This window comes from Mucilaginibacter ginsenosidivorax (assembly GCF_007971525.1).
GTDB classification, from domain to species: Bacteria; Bacteroidota; Bacteroidia; order Sphingobacteriales; family Sphingobacteriaceae; genus Mucilaginibacter; species Mucilaginibacter ginsenosidivorax.
On sequence record NZ_CP042437.1, the window covers coordinates 7,339,128 to 7,363,548 of the forward strand.

The 24,421-nt window shown below is 43.7% G+C and carries 15 protein-coding genes; 8 read left to right on the top strand and 7 right to left on the bottom strand.

From position 1 onward, the window contains the following. Positions 1 to 21: 21 nt before the first annotated feature. Complete coding sequence (locus tag FSB76_RS30125) at positions 22 to 1,785, bottom strand: SMP-30/gluconolactonase/LRE family protein (protein WP_147060150.1); 1,764 nt, start codon at positions 1,783 to 1,785, stop codon at positions 22 to 24. Positions 1,786 to 2,288: 503 nt separating this feature from the next. Between FSB76_RS30125 and FSB76_RS30130 the strand changes: the two genes are divergently transcribed. The 8 genes from FSB76_RS30130 to FSB76_RS30165 all read left to right on the top strand — a co-directional run bounded on the left by FSB76_RS30130 (position 2,289) and on the right by FSB76_RS30165 (position 16,895). Beyond that, entirely contained in the window at positions 2,289 to 3,914 is a 1,626-nt protein-coding gene (locus tag FSB76_RS30130; protein WP_225976354.1) for an arylsulfatase, read from the top strand. Positions 3,915 to 3,940: 26 nt separating this feature from the next. Then, positions 3,941 to 5,119 carry a formylglycine-generating enzyme family protein gene (locus tag FSB76_RS30135; protein WP_225976355.1) on the top strand — a complete coding sequence of 393 codons (1,179 nt, stop codon included), beginning with the start codon at positions 3,941 to 3,943 and terminating at the stop codon, positions 5,117 to 5,119. A 457-nt stretch (positions 5,120 to 5,576) separates the two neighbouring features. After that, the gene (locus FSB76_RS30140; protein WP_225976356.1) at positions 5,577 to 6,563 is read left to right on the top strand and encodes a 3-keto-disaccharide hydrolase; all 987 of its coding nucleotides are present in this window, start codon (positions 5,577 to 5,579) and stop codon (positions 6,561 to 6,563) included. A gap of 269 nt (positions 6,564 to 6,832) precedes the next feature. Continuing rightward, positions 6,833 to 7,909 (top strand): YncE family protein, encoded by a 1,077-nt coding sequence (locus tag FSB76_RS30145; RefSeq protein ID WP_225976357.1) that lies wholly within the window; start codon positions 6,833 to 6,835, stop codon positions 7,907 to 7,909. A 180-nt stretch (positions 7,910 to 8,089) separates the two neighbouring features. Beyond that, a complete protein-coding gene (locus FSB76_RS30150) occupies positions 8,090 to 10,234 on the top strand; it encodes a DUF5703 domain-containing protein (RefSeq protein ID WP_147060152.1) in 2,145 nt (714 codons plus the stop codon). Positions 10,235 to 10,588: 354 nt separating this feature from the next. Then, a complete protein-coding gene (locus FSB76_RS30155) occupies positions 10,589 to 13,138 on the top strand; it encodes a Kelch repeat-containing protein (RefSeq protein ID WP_147060154.1) in 2,550 nt (849 codons plus the stop codon). A 140-nt stretch (positions 13,139 to 13,278) separates the two neighbouring features. Continuing rightward, entirely contained in the window at positions 13,279 to 15,489 is a 2,211-nt protein-coding gene (locus FSB76_RS30160; RefSeq protein WP_225976358.1) for a GH92 family glycosyl hydrolase, read from the top strand. A gap of 149 nt (positions 15,490 to 15,638) precedes the next feature. Continuing rightward, positions 15,639 to 16,895 (top strand): glycoside hydrolase family 71/99-like protein, encoded by a 1,257-nt coding sequence (locus FSB76_RS30165; protein WP_147060158.1) that lies wholly within the window; start codon positions 15,639 to 15,641, stop codon positions 16,893 to 16,895. 367 nt (positions 16,896 to 17,262) lie between these two features. On the opposite strand, the gene FSB76_RS30170 is transcribed toward FSB76_RS30165, so the two are convergent. From FSB76_RS30170 to FSB76_RS30195, 6 genes are all read right to left on the bottom strand, one after another. Further along, positions 17,263 to 18,534: a glycoside hydrolase family 71/99-like protein gene (locus FSB76_RS30170; protein WP_147060160.1), complete on the bottom strand. Its 1,272-nt coding sequence runs from the start codon at positions 18,532 to 18,534 to the stop codon at positions 17,263 to 17,265. A gap of 28 nt (positions 18,535 to 18,562) precedes the next feature. Further along, positions 18,563 to 19,567, bottom strand: a complete 1,005-nt coding sequence (locus FSB76_RS30175) for a family 43 glycosylhydrolase (protein WP_147060162.1) — start codon at positions 19,565 to 19,567, stop codon at positions 18,563 to 18,565. Between the two features lie 5 nt (positions 19,568 to 19,572). Then, complete coding sequence (locus FSB76_RS30180; RefSeq protein WP_225976359.1) at positions 19,573 to 20,574, bottom strand: family 43 glycosylhydrolase; 1,002 nt, start codon at positions 20,572 to 20,574, stop codon at positions 19,573 to 19,575. 86 nt (positions 20,575 to 20,660) lie between these two features. Further along, on the bottom strand, positions 20,661 to 21,809 hold the full coding sequence (locus FSB76_RS30185; protein ID WP_147060164.1) for a hypothetical protein: 1,149 nt from the start codon (positions 21,807 to 21,809) through the stop codon (positions 20,661 to 20,663). Positions 21,810 to 21,833: 24 nt separating this feature from the next. Beyond that, entirely contained in the window at positions 21,834 to 22,538 is a 705-nt protein-coding gene (locus FSB76_RS30190; RefSeq protein ID WP_147060166.1) for a DUF3823 domain-containing protein, read from the bottom strand. A gap of 18 nt (positions 22,539 to 22,556) precedes the next feature. Next, positions 22,557 to 24,374 carry a RagB/SusD family nutrient uptake outer membrane protein gene (locus FSB76_RS30195; RefSeq protein WP_147060168.1) on the bottom strand — a complete coding sequence of 606 codons (1,818 nt, stop codon included), beginning with the start codon at positions 24,372 to 24,374 and terminating at the stop codon, positions 22,557 to 22,559. Between the last annotated feature and the right edge of the window lie 47 nt (positions 24,375 to 24,421).

The following is a 24,421-nucleotide window of genomic DNA, read 5'->3' on the forward strand; positions in this document are numbered from 1 at the left end:
GCGCACGTCGCAAGCATTGGTTCAAATTTTAGGTGTAACCGCTTTAAATGGCTTATCAAACGAATTAGCCCCATTTACACCCACTTTACGGCGGTAAACTTTATCCTGGCAGGTAACATATAGTACATCAAAATTAGGCCCACCAAAGCAAATATTGGCGGGAGTTTTTCCTAAGGGCACGGGGATTATCGAAATTACGCGGCCTATTTCGTCCATCACCTGGATCCCCATATTAGTAACGGCATAAATGCGGTTGTTGCGGTCGCATTTTAAACCATCGGCCCAGGCGTTTTCGGCATTATCGGGTACATGCAGCCAGCCAAAACGCTGCTTGGCCGTTAATGAGCCATCAGCTTTAACCTGGTAAGCGTATATCCAATGGGTTGCACTCTCCGCAACATATAATTCCTTTTGGTCGGGACTAAGGGCCAGTCCGTTAGGAAATTTGAGGCCTTCATCAACAACCAGTTTTTCGCCATTGGGTTTTACCAGGTAAATTTTGCCTGGCTTTTCGGCGCCGTTGGGGGCGGTAACATAAATATTGCCGTTGTTAGCTACCGTAAGGTCGTTTACATTAATGCCATCAGCTACTACGGTTTCAATATTATTAGCGGCGTATTTTAGAATTTGATTGGTAGCAGTCGCCGAATTATAACGCGATCCATCGGGGCCAAAGGCTGTGCCGCTGGCCTTTTTTGAATCTATTTTAAGCTGGGTTAAGTGTCCCTGCAAATCCACTTTGTATGTTTTCGCATTAGGTATATCCTGGTAAAATACCTCTCCTGCGGCATTAACGCCTGTTCCTTCGGCAAAACCATAACCTTCTCCAACCAGTTCCCAATCCTCGCCCGGTATAATGATGGTGTTGGTAAATGCATTTTTTGATTGGCCTTTTGCAACCGGCTTGGGATAATCTTTCCATAAAAAACGCATGGCTTGCGGAAATATGGCCGTTGCATGGATTCCATTGTGGCCGCCATCGCCCCAGGCGTGCTCAACCTCGTAACCGGCAAACTGCAACGCCCGCTCCATCATTTGAGCGGTAATCCACCAGTCGCCAACGTAGTTATTTAAATCGTTTGTTCCATCCTGCAAAAATACCCTTATTGGCTTAGGCTCAAATTTGCGAATGAGAGTAGGGAACCGCTCGCCGCCACGAAAACCCACATAAGTACCTATCGAGCTAAATACACGACTAAACTGATCTGGCCTTTCCCAGGCTGCGTTAAAGGCGGCTATAGCGCCGCTGCTTGATCCGCCTATGGCCCGGTCGTTGGCCTTTTTTGAAAGCAGGATGGGTTTTCCGGTTTTGGTTTTTTGCTTCTCAACTTCGGGGAGTAATTCCTGTATTAAAAATTTAACATAATTATCGCCCAGTCCATCATATTCATAACTACGATTATTGCGGTTTAATGCGTTGTCGGCATCTTCGGCCGGTATGCTACCTGGCTGTACAAACACCGCAATAGTTACCGGCATCTCTTTTTTGTAAATAAGGTTATCAAAAACAACCGGGGCTTTAAACTGGATACCATCCTGGTTAACATACAGACATGCCGGTTTTTTACCGTCATACGCGGCGGGCACATAAACCCAATATTTACGCGTGGTGCCGGGGAATATCTTTGAGCTATCGAATTTAAATTCCATCATATCGCCCTTGGGTACGCCAGTTTGATCAATTGATGCCGGATCAACAGGATAATTTTCGGCCGGCGACTGTGCGGAAACGGCGAGGCTGGATATAAAACACACAAAAAGAAGTAATACTTTTATTGGTTTCATGGCGGGCTTATTTCAGGTTTATGTAATTGGTTTTCAAATATATAAAATTGATATTAAAAATGAAGGGAGGCTGATCGGGGACATTGTCTAATCTAAATAAATATAATTCCTATAGGAATAGTAGTTTATAGAAATAATTTTATATTTGCGACGTAAAAACACCACCATGAATACTTTTTTTAATCCTGGAATAGGGTTCAATAAATTCTCTCCTGCTACTCCGCGACAATTCATGTGCGGTTATTGTTGTTGTTGCTGATCCCTCAACAGATCCTGTTATTTTTTATGCTGATTTCTGTCGTTGGAAGAGGTGTGCAGTCTTTAAAAAATTCATTTTAAATAAAATTTGCAGGTATTGTTTGATGGCAGCCCCAAAGGATAATACATCACCCACTGATGATCTGAATAATGTGTTTAGCAAAAATTACATAAAACCAGGCGTAGCATAGCCAAACTAACAATTTATGAATAGGTGCCATATCACCATCAAATTAACCATATAAGTGAAAAAACTAAGTATTGCTTTTATAGTATTTTTTTTAACTGGCCTGAGCACCTGGCGGGTACATGCGCAGCAGAAAAAGCCAAATATCATCCTTATTGTGGTTGATGATATGGGGTATGCCGATCTGGGCAGCTATGGTTCTGAAATTCATACGCCCAACCTGGATAAGCTGGCTTCGCAGGGGCTTCGTTTAAAGGAGTTTTACAATAACGCCATCTGCGCGCCAACCCGGGCATCCATATTAACAGGCCAGGATCAGCATAAGGCAGGAATTGGATATTTTGACCAAAACCTGGGTTTGCCGGCTTACCAGGGCTACCTGAATAAGGAATCGTTGACGTTGGCCGAAGTTCTCAAACAAAACGGATATAGTACTTTAATGTCGGGCAAGTGGCACGTGGGCAACGATAGTACCAGCTGGCCAAACCAAAGAGGGTTCGACCATTTCTTCGGCATTATTGGCGGAGCTGCGAATTATTTTAATGCCGGCTATATGCCACTTGCCGGGGCTAAATACCCGGTAATAATTGAAGAAGATAACAAGCGCTGGCACAAACCCGATGATAGTTACTATATGACGGATGAAATTGGCGATCATGCCGCTAAATTTTTAGATGAGCAAAGCAAAACCAATAAACCGTTCTTTTTATACCTTACATTTAACGCGCCACACTGGCCATTACAGGCCTTACCTGAGGACATTGCCAAATACAAAGGACGGTATAACATTGGTTGGGATTCGCTGCGTAAAGAACGCATTGCCCGCCAGGTTGCTTTAGGATTACGCGAACCTAACCAACCGCTTGCCGTGCGGGATGCCGAAGTACCCAACTGGGATAATCTCACCTACGACGAGCAGCAGCTGTGGAAAGCCAAAATGGAGGTGTATGCTGCCATGGTTGACCGTATGGATCAAAATGTTGGTAAAGTACTTGATAAGTTAAAACAGCTGAAAAAGGACGATAATACGCTCATTGTATTTATATCAGATAATGGCGCGCCAGCCGAGGATGTGGCACATGGTAAAGTACACGCGGCCCGTAATATAGGCCCGGTAGGTACATCCGGATCTTTTGAATCGCAGGGAAAAAACTGGTCGTTTGTATCTAACTCGCCGTTACGCTCATTTAAGGGTGCCCTTTATGAAGGTGGCATGAGTTCGCCGCTTATTGCCTGGTTTCCCGGTAAAATAAAGGCAAATACAATTGAAAGAGGTACCGCCCACCTTATTGATCTGGCACCTACATTTTACGATGTGGCAGGGGCAAAATACCCGGTGGTTTATAACGGCACCAAAACCAACCCGTTGATTGGCAAAAGTCTTGCCGGCTTGTTTTTTAAGGGCGAGGAGCTGAACCGCGACAAACCGCTTTTTTGGGAGTTATGGGGTAATCGCGCTATCCGCGAAGGTAAATGGAAATTGGTATCCGTATTCCCGGTGAATCAATGGGAGCTGTTCGATATTGATAACGATCGCGGAGAAACAAATAATTTAGCAGCTAAGAACCCAGATGTGGTGCGAAAGCTTTCATTAGAATACCTGCAGTGGGTAAACGCAAATAATGTAGTTTTGGATTTTAATTTGATAAAACCCAAAGCAATACTGGATATTAAAGCAAATTAAAAGTGTATAAAATAACTGAGCCGGTAATGAAGGGATTAAGAATAAAAACCAGGCAAATATATAGCGCAGGCTTAGGCCTGATGATATTAGGAGTTGGCTTTTCGGCATCATCGTGCAAACCAAAACCGGTGGCCGCAGCCGTTGTTGTTAAGCCGGCAATACCAGTCAAAAAAAAGGCCATTTGCTGCGAATCTAATATCCCGGCACGTTTTCCGTCGCTGGCCGGGCGCCAGGCCGCTTTGTTAGAAAAAGCCGACGCGAACAACACTCACCAGGGAATGGTTTTTATTAAGCCAGGTACTTTTCAAATGGGGGGCGATAATAAACAGGCATCGCCAGATGAATATCCAAAACACCAGGTTACGGTAGACGGTTTTTGGATAGACGTAACCGAAGTTACCAATGCCCAGTTTGGCAGGTTTGTAAAAGCTACGCACTACGTTACAACGGCCGAAAAAAAACCGGATTGGAACGAGTTGAAAAAACAATTACCTCCCGGAACAGCCAAGCCGGCCGACAGCTTGCTGGTAGCTGCATCGCTGGTGTTTAGCGCGCCCAATCACCCGGTTGATCTGAATGATTATAGTCAGTGGTGGGTTTGGAAAACAGGTGCAAATTGGAAACATCCGCATGGCCCTAAAAGCAGCATTGAGGGGAAAGATAACTACCCGGTAGTACACATTTCATGGTACGATGCTGTAGCATATTGCAAATGGGCGGGCAAACGTTTACCTACAGAAGCCGAATGGGAGTGGGCTGCGCGTGGAGGTCTGCCAAACAAGGTTTACCCCTGGGGTAACGAGCCTGTTGATGCCGGTAAGATAAAAGCCAATACATGGCAAGGCCATTTCCCCGATAATAATACCGTTAAAGATAAATTTTATGGAATTGCACCTGTTTCCAGCTTTGCACCTAATGGTTATGGTTTATACGATATGGCAGGTAATGTTTGGGAGTGGTGCGCCGATTATTATAATAACGGTTACTACAAAACAATTAACAGGCCGGGGGGCGTTAAAAATCCAACAGGGGCTACAAAAAGCTTTGACCCCGATGAGCCTTATGCTATTAAGAGGGTAATTCGTGGCGGATCATTCCTGTGCAACGATAGTTATTGTTCGGGTTACCGTGTTGCCCGCCGGATGAAAAGTACCGAGGATAGCGGCATGGAGCACCTTGGTTTTCGTTGCGTAGCCGATAAATAAAAGCTATAAATAGTATAATTGCCACAGGCATCAAAGCCCGGATTAAAACGAAAGTTTTTATTCGGGCTTTGTACATTTAACAGAGTATAGCTGATGGAACGAGCTTATGGCGTAGGGAGATATAGGCATTAAACGACACCTTGTTTTTGTTGCGTGATCCTGTTTATTCAAAGTCCCTTCAGCACCAGTATTGGACAACAACAGGCGCAAATATAGGATGCGTTTGACTTGCGGGATACATCAGTTTAATGTTAACCATGATAAAATATAAAATATTGATTGTTAAATATTTATAAATATTTTTTCTGAAATGTGTTAAGTTATGTTAACCCAATTAAATGCGTTTGCCCCGGGGTGTCAATCAAATAATTTAGATAAAGAAAAATAAAAAAACTAACTTTCAAGCATCATCGCAAGCAAGCGAAAATTTTAAACCTATAAATAGCTAAAGTAAAGTATGAAAAACCTTACAATGTTGAGCACCAAGTTAATTGGCCATTTTTTTCAAATACAAATTATGCTGTTGTTATTAGTTCTTTCGGCGTTTAAAGTATCAGCCGGTGAATCGGAACCAAAGAAAGATCCTGATGTAATTGGCAGGTGGGATATCACCATAACCAAAGGAGGTAAAAGTTTACCCTCGTGGCTGGAGGTGCAAAAATCAGGCACTCACACACTGATTGGCCGCTTTGTGTATGCTTTTGGAAGCGCCCGCCCGATTTCGGAAGTTAAGCCCGATAACGGTAAATATAGCTTTTCTATTCCTCCGCAATGGGAGGAAGGAACCCGCAACATGGATTTTCAATTTGAAGTGAGCGGCGATAAGCTAAAGGGCACGATGGTTTTTACCGACGGCCTAAGCTATGAATTTACGGGTGTTCGCGCTCCTGTACTTATCAGGGCTAAAAGCCCGGTTTGGGCTTCGCCTGTGAAATTATTTAATGGAAAAGACACCAAGGGCTGGCATGCCGACGGCAAAAATCAGTGGATAGCCGAGGGTGGAATTTTAAGAAGCCCGCATTCAGGAGCTAACCTGATCACTGACAAAACTTTTACTGATTTTAAACTCCACATTGAATTTAGATATCCGCAGGGAAGCAATAGCGGCGTTTACCTGAGGGGCAGGTATGAATTGCAGGTTATCGATACAAAAAGTGGCGATCCTGAACCTATAAACAACCAGTTCAGTTCAATCTATGGCTTCCTGCCGCCCAATAAAATGATGGCGAAAAATCCAGGTGAGTGGCAGTCATATGACATTACACTGGTTGGCAGAATGGTAACTATTGTGGCCAACGGAAAAACGGTAATATGCGACCAGGTAATCCCCGGAATAACCGGCGGAGCAATAAACAGCCAGGAAGGCGAGCCCGGCCCAATATTGATACAGGGCGATCATGGGCCGATAGATTACAGGAATATTATTATAACGCCTGTCAAATAAGAAATCCAGGTAACCTACAAAGCCTTTCCCATCCCCGGAAAGGCTTTGTAGTTTCGATCCCAACTATATTTTTACTATTTGATATTGGCTTTGGTCTATGAAAAGTAACCAGCCGTCTGTGGTATTTGGGCTATCGTCGATTCATCCAGGACGAGTAATGAAAGCTTATGGAGGTTAGTTATATTTGTTTCCTGGCAGATCATTGCGTCTGATCTGTTGCGATAACCACATATAGCCGAATTATTAATTTACATCAATCTGTGAATCATATGCACCATCCCAAGTATACCCAAATTCTCGAAAATATGAAGTTTAGCCCGGTTAAATTACTTTCCGTAGGTCTGCTGTTCACTGCATTAACTTTTGCCGCAACAGGATGCATAGCGCAGGCTACACCACCGCGTTCACTCCTCGCATTATCAAAAGCCGACCATATCCTGGCGATCATCGACCCGCTTACACTGAAGGTTATCGCACGTGTTCCTGTTGGTTCAGACCCTCATGAAGTTATTGCATCAGCCGATGGGAAGACAGCTTATGTTTCGATTTACGGCGGCGGGAGCCTACATGAACTAAGTGTGGTTGATCTGGTGGCCCAAAAGCCATTGCCCGCTATTGATACCAGGCCATTCATGGGGCCGCACGGCCTCGCATTTGCCGGGGGAAAGGTTTGGTTTACCGCAGAGGGGACTAAAGCTGTTGGGCGCTATGACCCCGCCACTGGTAAATTCGATTGGGCTATGGGAACGGGACAGGACAGAACACATATGATTTACGTAACCAGTAACGCGAAACAAGTTTACACCACAAACGTTTCGGCAGGAACTGTAAGTATTTTGATAGATAGCCTGCTCAAACCTGCTCCTTCTCCAATGGGATTCACACCGCCGGCACATCAAGACTGGGTGCAAACTGTTATTCAGGTAGCTAAAGGATCTGAAGGATTTGACGTATCTCCTGATGGCCGTGAATTGTGGACAGCCGGTGCCGATGATGGTACTATTTCTATCATCGACATTGCTACAAAAAAGCTAACGGGTACAATTGACGCCAAAGTTATTGGGGCTAACCGGCTTAAATTTACGCCAGATGGCAAGCGGGTGTTGATTACGAGCCTTCGAACGGGTGATTTGTTCATTTACGATGCAGCATCGCACCGGGAACTGAAACGCATTAATACCGGTCATGGAGCAGCGGGCATCCTGGTAGATGATGACGGATCGCGCGCGTTTATAGGTTGCACAGGCGATAACTATGTTGCGGTAATAAACCTGAAAACGTTGGAAGTAACCGGGCATATCGACATACGTGGGGCGGATGGATTGGCCTGGGCGGTAAGGCCGTAGTAGCTATTACAGCGGCCTTTTCCAACTGTTTATTACAATCTGAATTGCAGCTAAAAAAACTAATCGCGCCGGCTTATTTTTACTGATGAGCAGTCTGGGTAAGCCAGGCATTCATTGTTAATGCTTTTTTAATGGTTTATTAAGTTATGTAGCTTTATTTGTATTGACAATTAATACTCAATGAATAAGAAAGCCTTCATACTAACTAATATACTCCTGATTTTTACGATAGCTACAGGGTTTGCTAAACCGAAATTTCCTGTTGATACGTTACTTGATAAATATAATGTAAGCTGGGATACACCGGGACCTGGTTCGGCCCAATCGATGCCTTTGGGAAACGGCGACATTGGCCTGAACCTTTGGGTCGAGAAGAGTGGCGACCTGGTTTTCTACATCAGCAAAACCGATGCCTGGGGAGGCGAGTTAGACGCCCAAAAGGATGAGTGGATGAAACAGGGTGGGGTTTTGATGAAACTGGGCGCTATTAGAGTATCTGTAAGCCCTGATGCTTTTGCTAATAGTTTGAATTTTAAGCAGGTGCTTAAGCTAAAAACAGGCGAAATAGTAATACAGGAAGGAAAAGGCAGCTCGGCAGTAACCTTGCGTGTTTGGGTTGACGCCAATAACCCGGTAATAAGGGTGGAAACACAAAGTGCGGGCTTAACAACTGTAAAGGTAAAACTCGAAAACTGGCGTGCGGGTTTAACAGATACCATCTTACACAATCAAAACAGCCGCATTGCGTGGTATCATCATAATTTGTCTACTGCTGATGCTCATTTGGCCAACCTTACATTTGGGGCTATCATTAAAGGAAAAGGACTCGCTAATATTGATAGCGTAACGCTACAGTCAGGGAAAAAGGTTAAATCACAATTGATCTCTATTTATCCCTTAACGTCGGTTTCAACCAGTGGCCATCAGTGGTTATCTGATCTTGAAGAGAAAGTGAGCCAGATTGAAAAACTAAAACTTGAACAGACGCGGCTGACCCACCAGCAATGGTGGCGACAGTTTTGGCAACGTAGCCGGGTATTTATCAGCGGCGATGCCCAAGCTTACAATGTTACACAAGGTTATATTTTGCAGCGCTTTGTTACCGCATGCGCGGGCAGGGGAGCGTATCCTATAAAATTCAATGGGTCTATTTTCGTAGTAGACAATCCTGCTAAAGATGAGAATGCCGACTTCCGTGCATGGGGTGGGCAGTATTGGTTTCAAAATACCAGGGCCATGTACTGGCCGAGGCTTATGGCCGGCGATTTTGATATGATGCGGCCATTGTTTAAAATGTACGCTAATATTTTGCCGGCTAATACCGCGCAGGTTCAGCAATATTATCATCATGAAGGTGCGTATTTTGCAGAGACCTCGCCTTTTTGGGGTGGCCTGAATTTTATGGGCCCCGATGTGAAAGCAAATTATACCAATCACTACTTTACGCCCATACTGGAGTTAAGCATGATGATGCTTGACTACTTTGAATACACAGGTGATACTAAATTTGCCAGGGAAACATTATTGCCAATTGCGACCGCCGGGCTGCAGTTTTTTGACCAGCATTTTAGCCGCGACACCACAGGAAAACTACTGCTCGATCCGGATAACGCGATAGAAATGTTTTGGAAGGTACACAACCCTGCGCCTGATATTGCCGGCCTGCATGCTGTGCTTAGCCGGATGATAAAGTTACCCGCCGGTATGGTAGACGAAAAAATACTTTCGCAATGGAAAAAACTCTATAACGAGTTGCCACCATTGCCGACATTTAATATTAATGAGAAAATGGTATTGCTGCCTTATACAGGTCCTCAAACAGCAAAATCATTCAATAGTGAAAACCCCGAATTATATGCGATATACCCGTTTCGTATCTATGGCTTAGGAAAGCCGGACCTGGACGTAGCTGTAAATACTTTTAATACACGTAAACAGCGTTCAAAAGGCTGTTGGGTGCAAGACCCCATACAGGCAGCTATGTTAGGCCAGGCCGATGTGGCTAAAGAATATGTGAGTTTTGCCCTTACACGTAAAGACCCTGCCCTTAAGTTTCCTGCATTTTGGGATAAGGCCAATGATTATATGCCCGATGAAGATAACGGCGGCAATGGCGAAAACGGACTGCAGCAAATGATAATGCAGGTTGATGGTAAAAAAATAATGCTTTTACCTGCATGGCCACTTGGTTGGGATGCCGATTTTAAACTCAACGCGCCATATAACACAACTGTAGAAGGAAAGGTTGTAAATGGGAAGCTCATTAATCTGAAAGTTATTCCTGAAAGCCGCATAGCCGACGTAATTGATATGACGAAACGATAATAAAACAGGATGAAATTTAGTGTAGGTGAGAATAATCCCACCCTCTCAGTCTGCCAAATCCAACTCTTATTGTTGATTTTGTTTTGCAGGTAGCCGGACACCAGGTGCGCTAAACAATAGGCAAATTAATGTTAAATAAGTATTGCTATTTGTTAAATTTATGCCAGTTATCTGGCTCAAATTTCAATGGCATTATGGCCTTATATAAAGTTATATTCCTTGAATCTGTATGGTTTTTATTGTAATTTAGCCGGTGCATCACATGTAACTTAACTATACTGCATGTTTTATAACCTGAATTATAAACTATACGCCGGGTACATAAGTTTTAATGCTTAATGTGTACTTACCAACATGAGATTTTTTTTATCGGGAACTATAACGGTTATTATATTAAATATCCTATTTGTATTGCCAGTTAATGCGCAATCGTATGGGCTTGGGTTTTATAGCCACGAAGTGGTGCAGGATAAACGTACAACTTTAGATTTAAGCCTGAGTAATGTCTCCCCAAAAGAAAACCTCGAAATTTCATTCGATTTGTCTTTTATGCCCAATCATGAAATCTATTTTGGTTATATATTGAGGATTGTTGATGATCATAAACAAAATATTGATTTAGTATATGATAACCAGGCCAACACCCGGCATTTTAAGATCATCATTGGCGACCGGCTTTCAAAAATCTCCTTTAATATAGACGACAAACTGTTGTTTGAGCGTTGGAACAAATTACGCTTGTTGATTGACTATAAGTATGATAAGATAACCATATTCTCCGGGCGGGAGTCATTTTCGGAGTCGGGTGTACACCTGCAGCAAAGTAGAAATTACAAACTGCTTTTTGGTGCCAATGCTTACCGCCAATACCAGACAACCGATCTTCCACCGTTAAAATTAAGGGATGTTAATGTAACGCAAAGCGGCACACTGTTGGCTAACTGGCCACTTAACGAATGGGAGGGTTGTGTAGCCAATGAAAGCGTGAATCAAAATAACGGAACAATAACAAACCCATTATGGATAAAAGCACGCCATCGTAACTGGCAAATGGAAAAGGAGTTTACAGTGCCGGGAGATGCCAGTATTGCCTTTGACGCAGCCAATGAGGCTGTTAATATAATCTCACAGGATTCATTAGTCACGTTTTCGGTGAATAAAACTCCGCAATTAAAAAGCACAGCCTACCATTCGGGCAGGCAATTGTTGGTGCCTGGCGACCAGGCGCTGTTTGGTAACGACAAACTATATTATTTGTATATCGATCAGATGGCCGTTGCTACCTATGATTTTAAAACCGGGCGGTGGAATAAAGGATTCAAAAGCCTGGCAACCAATAACGGGCATCTGAATAAGTTTTACAATAAAACAGATAGTTGTATATATACTATTGGCGGCTATGGCCAGCTGATTTATAAAGATAGTGTGAAATGTTATAACGTAGTTACCAATAGCTGGAAAAAAATAACGGTGAAAGGCGATACCTTTACTCCGCGTTACCTGGCGGGCCTGGGTGTTAACAAAACCGGCGATACCGCCTATGTAATAGGTGGTTACGGCAGTGCTTCAGGGCAGCAGATAGTGAACCCGCGTAATTTATACGATATGATGCGGTTTTCGGTAAAGGACAAATCCTTTAAAAAACTGTTTACTATCGATGTTAAAGATGAGGATTTTGTATTTGCAAACTCTTTAGTCATCAACGAAAAAAGCCGGTCGTACTATGGGCTCATTTTCCCTCAGCATAAATTCAATTCAAGTATTCAGCTTATCCAGGGATCGTTGGATAAGGCAAGCTATCATTTGGTAGGTGATACTATTCCTTTTCTTTTTCATGATATTCACTCCTATGCCGATTTGGGGTATTTTCCGCACAGCGGTAAGTTTTTGGCTGTAACGCTTTTCAGGGAAAATGATCGGACAAGAATTAAGATATATTCATTGTTAAGCCCGCCGGAGCCATTGGCAGATAAGGTTGTTGAGATTAGCCACGTCAATTATTTCTTATGGATAGGCGGCTTATGCGCTGCTGGTGTAGTTTTAGCGTTCGCTACTGTTAGTATCCGTCGGCGTAAAAAAGTAATCCCCCCGATACCGTCTAATGTTGTTAATGATTTACCTGTAATTACCCATTATGCCGTGCCTGATGTTGCAGAAGAGGGTGAACATTTGCGAAACAGTAACAAGAACGCGATATTTTTATTTGGCGATCTTCAGCTTTTTACGCCTGATGGTAACGAGATAACCAAATATTTTACACCTTTATTAAAAGAGTTATTCCTTGTTATATTACTGTATTCGGTAAAACGGGATAGGGGGGTAAGTTCCGAAAAGTTGAACGAGATCCTTTGGTTTGATAAATCAGAAAAAAGCGCACGTAACAATCGCTCGGTAAATATTGCAAAACTCAAATCGCTGCTCGATAAAATGGGGCATTGCCATTTATCAAAGGATACCGGTTATTGGAAGATAGAGATTGATTACACCAATATATTGGTTGATTATCACAATTACCTGAATATTGTATGCAACAAAACCAGGCTGAATAAGCAACGAATAATCCAGCTTACCCATATTACCCAAAGGGGCAATTTTTTGTCGAACATCGAATATGAGTGGCTTGATGCTTTTAAATCCGAAGTGTCTAACGAAATCATCGACTCTTATATTCAATTTGCAAACAGTGTTCAAATTGCCGACGATCCTGAGTTTTTAATAAAACTGGCCAATGATATTTTCTACTTCGACCCCGTAAACGAGGAGGCCATGATATTGAAATGTAAAGCTCTTGCGCACATTGGTAAACATTCGCTGGCAAAAAATACTTTCGAGAGCTTTAATAAAGAGTATAAAACAATTTATGGAGAAGCTTTTGACCGCGATTTTAATTCAATTCTCGAATAAATGTGTTACAAAAGCTATTTTTCCTGCTGATTAATCAATTATTAATAGTTCATTAAGCATTATAGGCAATTTTGGCATCATAAACCAAATATAAATTTTCTGAGATGGTTAATCATTTTTCCCGCTTGTTAAAGTCGGTTATGTTATGTGCATTATTGAGTGTTACACTCACTGGTACAAGTTACGCGCAAAGCGCCGATGGTAATTTAGAATACATTGACCCGCGCATTGGTAATGTGGGCCAACTTTTGGAGCCCACCCGGCCCACCATGCACCTGCCCAACCAGATGATCAGGATGTACCCTAAACGGGCCGATTATATTGATGATCAAATCTCAAGCTTTCCGCTCAATATGGTTTCGCACAGGCTGGGCGAAGTTTTTGCCATAAAACCGGATGATAAACCACTTACTGCCGACTCCTGGGATCAGAAAATGCCTTATGATCACGATTTGGAAATAACACGGCCATGGTACTATTCCACCTATCTTATTGATAAGGATATTACTGTGCTGTTTACACCAGGCAAAAAAGTGGGCATATACAGATTCTCCTTTCCTGCAAAAACAGCCGTTAAAAGCATCCTCTTTAATGTATATAATGATGGTGCCGCCAGTTGGAATTTTACTGGCGGTAATGAAGTAACCGGCACTGAAACCTATCATGACGACATTAAAGTATATGTTTATGGTCAGTTTAGTGCTAAAGGAATAGCTGGAGTAATTAAGGATGGCGTTTTAACCAAACAAACATCAATTGAAGGTAAGGATGCCCGTTCATTTATTACATTTTCAGGCGATGCTCCGGATAATATTGAATTCAGGTACGCTATATCTTATGTAAGCGCACAACAGGCAAAGCAAAATTTTAAGGATGAATTTACCGGAGGCGACTTCGCAACTTTAATGCAGGCCGCTAAAAACTCATGGGCAAAGGTCATCAACCAGGTGCAGGTTGAAGGCGGTACGGTAGCCCAACGCCGGTCATTTTATACCGCGTTGTACCGAAGCAATGAGCGTATGGTTGATATTAATGAGGATGGGCATTATTACAGTGGCTACGATAAAAAGGTACATGAAAGCAACAGGCCTTTTTATGTAGATGACTGGGTTTGGGATACTTACCTGGCATTGCATCCGCTCAGATCAATACTAAACCCGGCCATGGAATCGGATATGTTAAACTCCTATGTGGATATGTACCGGCAAAGCGGCTGGATGCCTACCTTCCCGGTATTGTTTGGCGACAACCCCTGTATGAATGGTTTCCACTCTACAGTGATGTTTTTAGATGATTACCGAAAAGGCATTCGTGGTTTTGATGTAGAAAAGGCATATGAAGGTATTCTGAAAAATGCAACACAGGCCACTATGCTGCCCTGGGAAAACGGCGCTAAGTGTGAACTGGACGATTTTTACTATGCTAAAGGATATTTCCCTGCCCTGCAAAAAGGCGAAAAGGAAACCGTAAGCCTGGTACATTCATTCGAGAAAAGACAGGCAGTAGCTGTTACATTGGGTGGAAGCTATGATGATTGGGCTGTTGGAGAATTGGCCACTGAACTGAATAAGACAAATGATCATTCGATATTTGCAAAACGAGCATCTAACTATAAAAATCTATGGAACGATGACAAAAAGATGTTTATCCCAAAGGATAAAGATGACAACTGGATAAATATAGACCCCAAATTTGATGGCGGCCTTGGCGGGCGCGACTTTTATGATGAGAACAACGGGTGGACTTACCTTTGGCAGGTACAGCACGATATACCTGGATTGATTGGTTTAATGGGTGGCAAACCAAATTTTGAGGCTAAGCTGGATCAAACCTTTCGCGAGAGCCTTGATCGCAGTAAGTACCAGTTTTGGGCTAAATTCCCAGACGCCACAGGCCTGGTAGGGCAGTACTCTATGGGCAACGAGCCAAGTTTCCATATTCCGTACTTGTATAATTATGCAGGAGCGCCCTGGAAAACCCAGAAACGAATCCGCTTTTTATTGGACGTATGGTATAAGGATAACATATTCGGTATTCCTGGCGACGAAGATGGCGGCGGTATGTCGGCCTTTGTGGTATTTTCCTCTATGGGTTTTTACCCAATTACCCCCGGCAAACCTGTATATACTATTGGAAGCCCTGTATTTAGTAAAGTTACCATTAGTTTGCCAAATGGTAAGCAGTTTAAGATGATCGCAAATAACTGCTCGGTGATTAATAAGTATATCCAAAGCGCAAAGTTTAACGGCGAAGTTTTGAATAAACCATGGTTTACGCATGAACAACTAATTTCCGGCGGAACGCTCGAACTGGAAATGGGGCCAAAGCCGAATAAAAACTGGGGTATCTGATGTTATAAGTTAAAACATTCCCCTAAAACCTTGGCATGCTGAGGTAGGAAGCATCTGTTCGCGAACTTTGTAAAGTGGACTTGCAAGGTATAAAATAGATCCTTCGTTCCTCAGGATGACAGCAGTACAACATATCAAACGCTATCCTGATGAAAAAACGAGCATTTACTATCCTGTTACTATTGTTGTGCACTGTTGCTTTTAGCCAGAAACACAGCAAAACATCGGCATTTAAAAGTTATAAGGGGTTGGTAATGGCTGGCTACCAGGGTTGGTTCAATGCTCCTGAAGATGGGGCTGGCCGGGGATGGAACCATTATGTATCACATGGCAAGTTTGAACCTGGTTTCACCAACATTGATATATGGCCCGATGTGAGCGAATATAAAAAGACCTATAAATCGCCCTTTAAACTGGCCGATGACGGCGATACATACCTCTATAGTTCATACGATGCCTCTTCGGTTGAAACCCATTTTGAATGGATGCAGCAATATGGCGTAGACGGTGTATTTGTACAGCGCTTTATCGGCGATGTGCAGCGGGGCAGGGGGCGCAACCATAATGATGTGGTTTTGGGCAACGCACTTAAGTTTTCAGAAAAATACCATAGGGCAATTTCGGTAATGTACGATCTGTCGGGGATGGACGCCGGAGGCGATTCACTGGTAATAAAGGATTGGAAACATTTGGTTGACAGCATGAAATTAACCAACCGCGGCAACAAGCAAACCTGGCTATACCACAACGGGAAGCCCCTGATAGCGGTTTGGGGTGTAGGTTTTAACGACAATAGGAAATATGGCCTTGCCGAAGCTGAACGAATCGTCGATTTTTTTAAAAATGACCCGGTTTATGGCGGATGTGCCGTGCTGCTTGGAGTACCAACCTATTGGCGCGATTTTGGAAACGATACCGAGAAAGATCAACACCTGCATGATCTGCTGCGTAAGGTGGATATTGTACATCCCTGGTTTGTAGGCCGTTTTAACGAAGAAGCTTATCCCAAATTTCAGTCCCGGATAGTGGATGATATTGCCTGGTGCAAAGTAAACAAGGTTGAGTATGTGCCTACAATTTTCCCGGGGTTCAGCTGGCATAATATGAATCCGCGGGCACCTCAAAACCAAATCCCGCGCAACCGGGGAAGCTTTTACTGGAAGCAAATTAACGGTGCGATTAATGGTGGGGCAAGCATGCTATATGTGGCCATGTTTGATGAGGTTGATGAGGGCACAGCTATACTTAAAGCGTCTAAGAATCCTCCGGTTGGGCTTAGCACGTTTGTTAAATATGAAGATGATATTCCTAATGATTACTATTTATACCTAACGGGTTATGCCGCCAAAATGCTTAGGCGGCAGCTGCCTTTACAGGGAAATGTACCACCGCCGGTAAAAAAATAACCGGGGTTTAGTTGATGTTACCAGGTATTTGGTAACCAGTGTGCCCGGGGTGAGATACGGGCGCACTTTTTTTTAACCCTCATTAAGGGGGGGCATTTTGAGCAACAAACGATCAGGAAGTTTTGGGAACAAGTGAATTACTTAAAAAAACTGGGCTAAATGCAGATGAAAGCACTGCCTGGGGAACTTTTTTAATATTTCTTTATTTGCTTGTAAGGGTGTACTTTGGCTGCACAAACAAAAAAAAATATAAGGTATCCGGCAGTGTTTTTCAAAAAAAATCTCAAAATAGTTTCCCAATAACTTTTAAAATAAAAACCGCCGGAACTATTGGTTTCGGCGGCCTCTTTTTGATAGGTAACTTTTGTTACAAAACAGGTTTTGTAGGCCTTGTTGGCGTAAGCGGAATTATTTTTTTGAACATCTTTGCCCCATCGCCGGTAAGCCTCAGATAGTAGTCTGCAGAGCAGGCAGTGCCGTCTTCGTCAAGCCCTAAAAAGCCCGAGCCTGCCGGTATAAATGCCTGGCTTTCGGCAGTTTTGGCTATCTGGTTGCCTTCGTTATATTCATCAAACATCGAGATATAAATCCCTTGTGCACCAACCCTGGTCATGTTGTAAAACTGGCGCCACATAAAGTCGCCGTGGGCGCGCTGACGGGCGGATAAATCGCCTGGCAGTACGCAGGGTTGGTAATCAATGCCGTTGGCATTGCAATAGGCCTGATCGGCCTTATTAATGGTTACAAAGAAGCCGTCGGACTGGTTGGCATTGCCAATTCTGCCAACCATCCATGGCGAAAGCATATCAAACGCTTTATATGTATTTAAAAAATCGGGGCGCGAATCGCTGGTTTGCGTAAGCCAGTTTGTAGGTACACCTCCAATAACATAACAACCTTTGCTTTTAAACCATTTAATTACATCAAGGCAATTTGCTGCGGTAAAGTCATGGTTGTTATCAGAAAAACCAAATCCCCAGATACATACAACAGGTTTGCCATTTTGCTTTGCATAGGCGGGCGACGAGGTGTATTGCGACATCTTGTTCGTCCAATCGGTTTTTAACTCGCTTTGCATATTTGTCCAGCCGCTTACATCGTACATAATGTAAAATTTAACACCATTTTTTTCGGCTGCTATTTTGGTTTTGGCTGCCATGGCATCACGTACTGGGCCTTCCAACCCGCTGGGGTTAAAACGCTGTAAAGCAGCGCCATCAATACCGTAATCTTTCATCCATTTAAACTGGGTATCTATAGTTTGGTCTGAAAACGAAGAGAACACAGTAGCCGGCTGCCCGTTGCCTAAATTGGCAAACTGTGTTGGGAATTTATTGGTATAATCGCGCATATCGGGCCAGGCTGATATGGCCTTATTAGTTGTTGATGGCTGCTGTTCCCAGGTTTGCGCCCAGTGCCAGTATCTGTTTATCGGCGATCCGTCGCCTATTGCCGCAAACCAACCCTGGTAACCTACTACTACCTTGCCTACTACATCGCCAACAGGCGAGGGGGTACGGTCGATGGTATCTGTTGGTGTTACCGGTGGGGTTGGGGTGTTGGTACTTTTTTTTGAACAGTTGCTGCTCACCGCTATCAGCGTTATTAGTAGCAACGCGTTAAATGATCTTCTTCTCATGTCCCTTGTTTTTATTTGTTTATATCTTTTATTTTTTCACTCCGTTAATATCCGTCTGAATCACTTTCCTGATGGTACCATCGGCGTTGTAATAAAGCTTGTTTACACAAACAGAACGCAGCCAATCATTGTGCGAAAGCGAGCTGTTATGGTAAAAAGCATACCATTGCCCTTTAAATTCAACTATTGAACCATGGTCGGTAAAACTGTCGGTAGGGTCCATGTATACGCCCTTATAGGTCCAGGGCCCAAGTGGGTTGTTACTTGTTGCATAGCGCATTCTATTGAATTTACCCGCCTCGTTAAAGTTGTCGGCGTATGACAGGTAATACACACCATTCCGTTTATGCACCCAACTTGCCTCGTGAAAGTCCGTAAGGCCCTGCATGGTTTTCATTTCGCCATCAAGTTCCATCATATTATCCTTTAGTTTGCCGCCCTTGCAAATGTTACCGCCGCCGTAGTATAAATAAGCCTGCCCATCATCATCAACAAACACACAGGGATCTATCAACGATTCGAGGCCATGGATGTACCCCTGCGATTTGAAGTCTTTTGCAGGGCTTTTGCTGGTTGCCACGCCTATTTTCCAGGTGGTATTCCATTCGGTACCGCTGGGATGCGGGAAGTAGAAGTAATACGTGCCGTTTTTATAAGCGCAATCTGGCGCCCACATAAAGCCACCTTCGGGGCGCCCCCAATCAACATCACTTGCCTGTAATACCTGGCCTTCATCCCGCCAGTGTACCATATCATCGGTGGAGTATACATGGTATTTGTCCATCAAATCGCAGCCGCGCGGAGGGTCGATGTCATGAGAAGGGTATAAATACAACCGGCCATCAGCCCAAACATGTGCCGATGGATCGGCAGTGTATATATCGGTAATAAAAGGGTTTTTAAAACCGTCGCCCTTAGGGTCTTCAATAACCACTGTTGGGGTTTCACTGGTAGTGTTGCTTTTTTTTGAGCAATTGCTTAACGCCAACACCAGGGCTGTTAAAAGGATTGTACAAACTGTCTTCCCGTTCATATTATTTACTTTTTTATAGCGCCGGTTGGTATTACTTTTTTAATAGTGCCATCGGCATTATAGTAAAGCTTATCTACACAGATAGATCGTAACCAATCCTGGTGAGAGAGTGAACTGTTATGATAAAACGCGTACCACTGCCCCTTAAACTGAACAATGGAACCATGGTTGGTATAGCTATCAGTAGGATCCATATAAACACCTTTTGATACCCAGGGGCCTAATGGAGTATTGCTGGTTGCATAACGCATTTGGTTGTGTTTTCCATTAACATCGTGATTATCGGAGTAGGATAGGTAGTAAATGCCATTCCGTTTGTGTACCCAGGTAGCCTCGTGAAAATCTTCCAGGCCTTCCATTTTTTGCATTTCCCCGTCAATTTCAACCATATTGCTTTTTAGCTTGCCACCTTTGCAGGTGCCGCCACCGCCATAATAGAAATATGCCTGGCCATCATCGTCAATAAATACACATGGATCGATCATCGATTCCAGTCCTTTGATATACCCCTGCGATTTAAACCCGCTTGCCGGTTTTTTGCTGGTAGCTACGCCAATTTTCCAGGTGCTGTTCCAGGCGGTACCGCTTGGATGCGGGAAATAAAAGTAATAAGTGCCATTTTTGTATGCGCAATCGGGCGCCCACATAAAACCACCTTCGGGGCGGCCCCATTCAACCTGGCTTGCGTTTAATATCTCGCCATGATCTTTCCAGTGCACCATGTCATCTGTTGAGTATACGTGGTACCTGTCCATCAAATCGCAGCCGCGCGGCGGGGCTACGTCATGCGATGGGTATACGTACAGGCGGCCATCTTTCCACACATGGGCAGATGGGTCGGCGGTAAATATGTCAGTAACAAAGGGATTGCCTACTGATTGCGTTGATTGCTGTTCCTGGGCAAAGCTGTGCGATGAAGCCATAATAGTAAGGCCTGTAATTATCGCGGTAAACAAATGGGTTGGCTTTTTTTTCCTTTGCGGACTTAACAAATTGTAGATTTTCATTAGTAGTAAGTTAAAATACCAGGGAGAGAAAACTCTCCCCGGTATTATTGTAAATTAATTGTATTGATTGGGGTGTGGTTTAAACATTATGGCTTGGCTACAACCCGCACATCGTCAATTCCGTAAGTTTGATCACTTGTGGCTTTTGCCGCCGACCAGAAAAACATTTTGAAATAGTTCATGGCAGTTAAATCCGGTCCGCCGTCGCCAGTTGTCTGTCCGTCAGAGAATTTAAGTTCTAAATGATTCCAGCCATTTTTAAGCGTAGGTATAATTTTATCCATGGCCCAGCCAATAGGGTTTTTATCCGGATCGCCGGAGCTGCTAAACTGTATTTGGCCATCCAATTTCAGCAGGGAAACATCCTGAACGTAAAACCAGAATTTTAATTCGCCGCTTGCCAGCGTTTCATTGGTATTAATGGGCGCGGCAAGTGGTTTAATAAACTGCATAAAATCATTGCCGATAGTGATGTTATTTTTGATATAGCCCGTGCCTTCTTTTTGCCCCGAAGTAGCCAAAGTCGGATCGCCGGCACTTGCCCAGCCATCTTTACTATCGCAATTATCTACCACAACATCAGCCGGCGGCGGTACGGCAGCCACTCTTATATCGTCAATACCATATTGCTGATCTGCAGTTGCCTTAGCCGCGCTCCAAAAGAACATCTTGAAAAAGTTCATAGCTTTTAAATCCGGCCCACCGTCACCTGTTGTCTGCCCGTCTATAAATTTAAGTTCCAGATGGTTCCAGCCATTTTTCAGGTTTGGGATAATTTTGTCCATGGCCCAGCCAATGCGGTTTTTATCCGGATCGCCTGAACTGCTAAACTGTATCTGGCCGTCTAACTTCAATAAGGATACATCCTGAACATAAAACCAAAACTCCAACTCGCCTGTGGTGAGGCTTACTTTGGTGTTAACCGGGGCGGGTAAGGTTTTAATAAATTGCATAAAGTCGCTTCCGGCTTTAATGCTGTTTTTAATATAACCAGTTCCTTCTTTCTGCCCTGTAGTTGCTAAAGAAGCGTCGCCGGCGCTTGACCAGCCGTCCAGCTTATCGGCATTGTCAATTACAACTGATGTATCAACAACGGGCGGTTTGGTGGTATCAACCGGCGGCGGTGGTTTTAAGCCCGACGTATCCCGCGAAACATATTTTTCTTTTTGACAGCCCGCAATTATAAAGCCTGCCATGAGGATGGCGCATACCATCGTTGTTTTAATGAATTTCATTTCCTTTTTTGGTTTAAGGTTAAATTATTTAGGAACGTCTATCTGTACTATCTCTGAAAAATTTGAACTGTTGAAACTATCGCTTAAACGCACCCCGGCACGTACAAAAAATGTGCGGCCCGGTATAAGGTTGGGCACAGTTAAGGTGATTGATTTTTGAGCGGGAGTCAGGTCAATAAATTCTTTATTGATGGTTACGGCATTTAAATCCGAGAAGTCTCTGATAGAGGCTCCTGTGCCTACCAGCTTTGTTGTATTTACATAAGGCTGCACATCTTTAATAGTTGGCAACCCTGCTACAACAGGGGCGGTAATATCAAACTTTAGGGTTAAAGTTGTGCCTGTTAAACTTGTAGTAAAATTTTTGATAACTATGTATGGTGTAACAACAAAGTCGTGTTTGGTACCCTGGGCAATATTCACCGTTACGGTATCATAAACAGGCCAAAAAGCGCCACCGGTAGGCACAACCTTATATGCGCTTTTAAAAAGCTTGGTATCCTGAAAGGTTCCGTCAAACTTACTTGGAATAGTTTGCGGGGTAGTCCAGCCAATTTGCTGAAGTTTTATTGTGGTGCTACCGCCCGATGTTGGCAAATTACCACCCTCTGACGAAATTATATTGCCCTGAAATGAGGCATTAGGGCCATCATAGTTGTCGGTTTTTGTACATGCAGAACTTGCAAGTATAGTTACGCCCACCAAAATTCTGCTAATCAGTTTTTTCATCTCTTAAATTTTAAATTCTTAATAATTTGGATTGTTAGGGAGCAGGTTAGGGTTCTTTCCGATTTCGCCGCCCGGAATTCCTTCATAATAAAATTGCTTCTGGAAAGAATATTCACGGTTAAACAATTCAGGCTCGGCAAGGAAAATGTATTTGTTTTCATTAAACACATAGTACGGCATCAGGCCTTTAAAGTGAGCCCGGTCAAGCACCACATCGGCGGTGCGCCATCTTTTTAAATCCCAATAGTACTGGTTTTCAAATGCAAGCTCCATACGCCTTTCGTTGCGAACTTTATTTAAATCAATAGAGGTATAAGGTGTTGCGCCGGCCCGGTTTCTGATCAGGTTAACTGAGGTTAGGGCATCGGCGGTGTTGCCCAATTCCATGGCGGCTTCTGCACGATTCAGCAATATTTCGCCATACCGCAGGTCTATCCATGGTTGCTCGCTTCTGTTCAGGTCAACGGCCGATTGGGGTTTGTTATAGTCAACATATTTGCGCACATAAAAGCCTGTACGGGTTAGTTCATCGCCACCTGTCCATGGACCGGTAAAGCCAATTACCTGTTTACCCTGGTACAATGTTTTTGTATCGCCTGCAAGTATGTATGAACGGGAATTGGCCTGTTTAGCAACTTCGGCGGCGGCTGTTCCGCTAAACGACGGGTAAATACCCCGCTGCATATCAAACAAAAGCCCCCTCAGAGTTGCGCCCGGGAAATAAACCGTGGCTAACAATCTTGGCTCAAGGCCCTGCATCAATTGCGCACGGTTATCGAAACGTTTGGGGGTGCCATCTCCATTGGTTACCGGTAATTCTCCCCAAAGCCGTACAAAATCTAACGTTGGGTATGAACGCGATAGCGCATTGGCTGTCATATAACGCGGAGACATGGTAGCGTCCCAGCTATGGGCAGTGTGGGTAGCTATAGAATATTGTTTTATGAAAATATTCTCCGGGCTTCCACTTTTCAAAAACAGGTCGACATAGTTTTGTACTTTATCTGAATTTGCATTATAAAGTGAATAATGACCGTCGAGCAATTTAGCGGCATCATAAGCCGCCTGGAAATAAGCAGTTGCTTTATCAGCAGGGATGCCAACTAATCCTTGCGCACGGGCCGGGCCATCAACAAAGTTTACCGAACCGTACCTGGCAACGCAAGCTGCGTAAAGCATTGCCCTTGATTTTAAGGCAGCAGCAGCATATCTGTTGGCCCTGCCTGCATCACTGGTTTCGGGCATCATCTGGTAACCTAAATCAAGCTCGGTACCAATAAAATCCCATACAGCCTGTTCCTTATCGCGATGTACCTGGAGTGTTGTTACCGGCGCTCCGGGATCTTGCGGTACGGTTATAATAGGGATGCCGCCATAACGTTTGGCCAGGCCAAAATAATAGTATGCCCTTAAAAAATGGGCTTCGCCTAAAAGGGTATTAACAGTTGCCTGGCTTAACTTAGCCACATGTTTAGGCAGTTCGGCTATCAGCGTATTCACATTCCTGATATCGCCATATGGCCAGTAGCCAAAGCCACCACCAATGTCCATCCCGCCAAAGGGGCCAACTTCTTCGCCTGTAACCGAGGCCGAATTGTAAAAGTTTTCCCAGTCGTTGCCTCCGGTTTTAAATCCCTGATCTGGCCGGTATTTAAAATCTTCGATAGGCAAATTTTGATATATCGTTGCTAAAAACGACTTAACACCGGCCTCGCTGTCATATATAATATCGGGGGTAAAGATATTGGTTGGCGCAATATCCAGCCTTTGGCAGGAAGTTATCGAAACTCCCACACTGACAGTTATTGCTATAATAAATTTATGTATACTTTTCATGTGTCAATAGTTATTCGTTAATAATTAGCTTTTTAAAGGCGCTCATG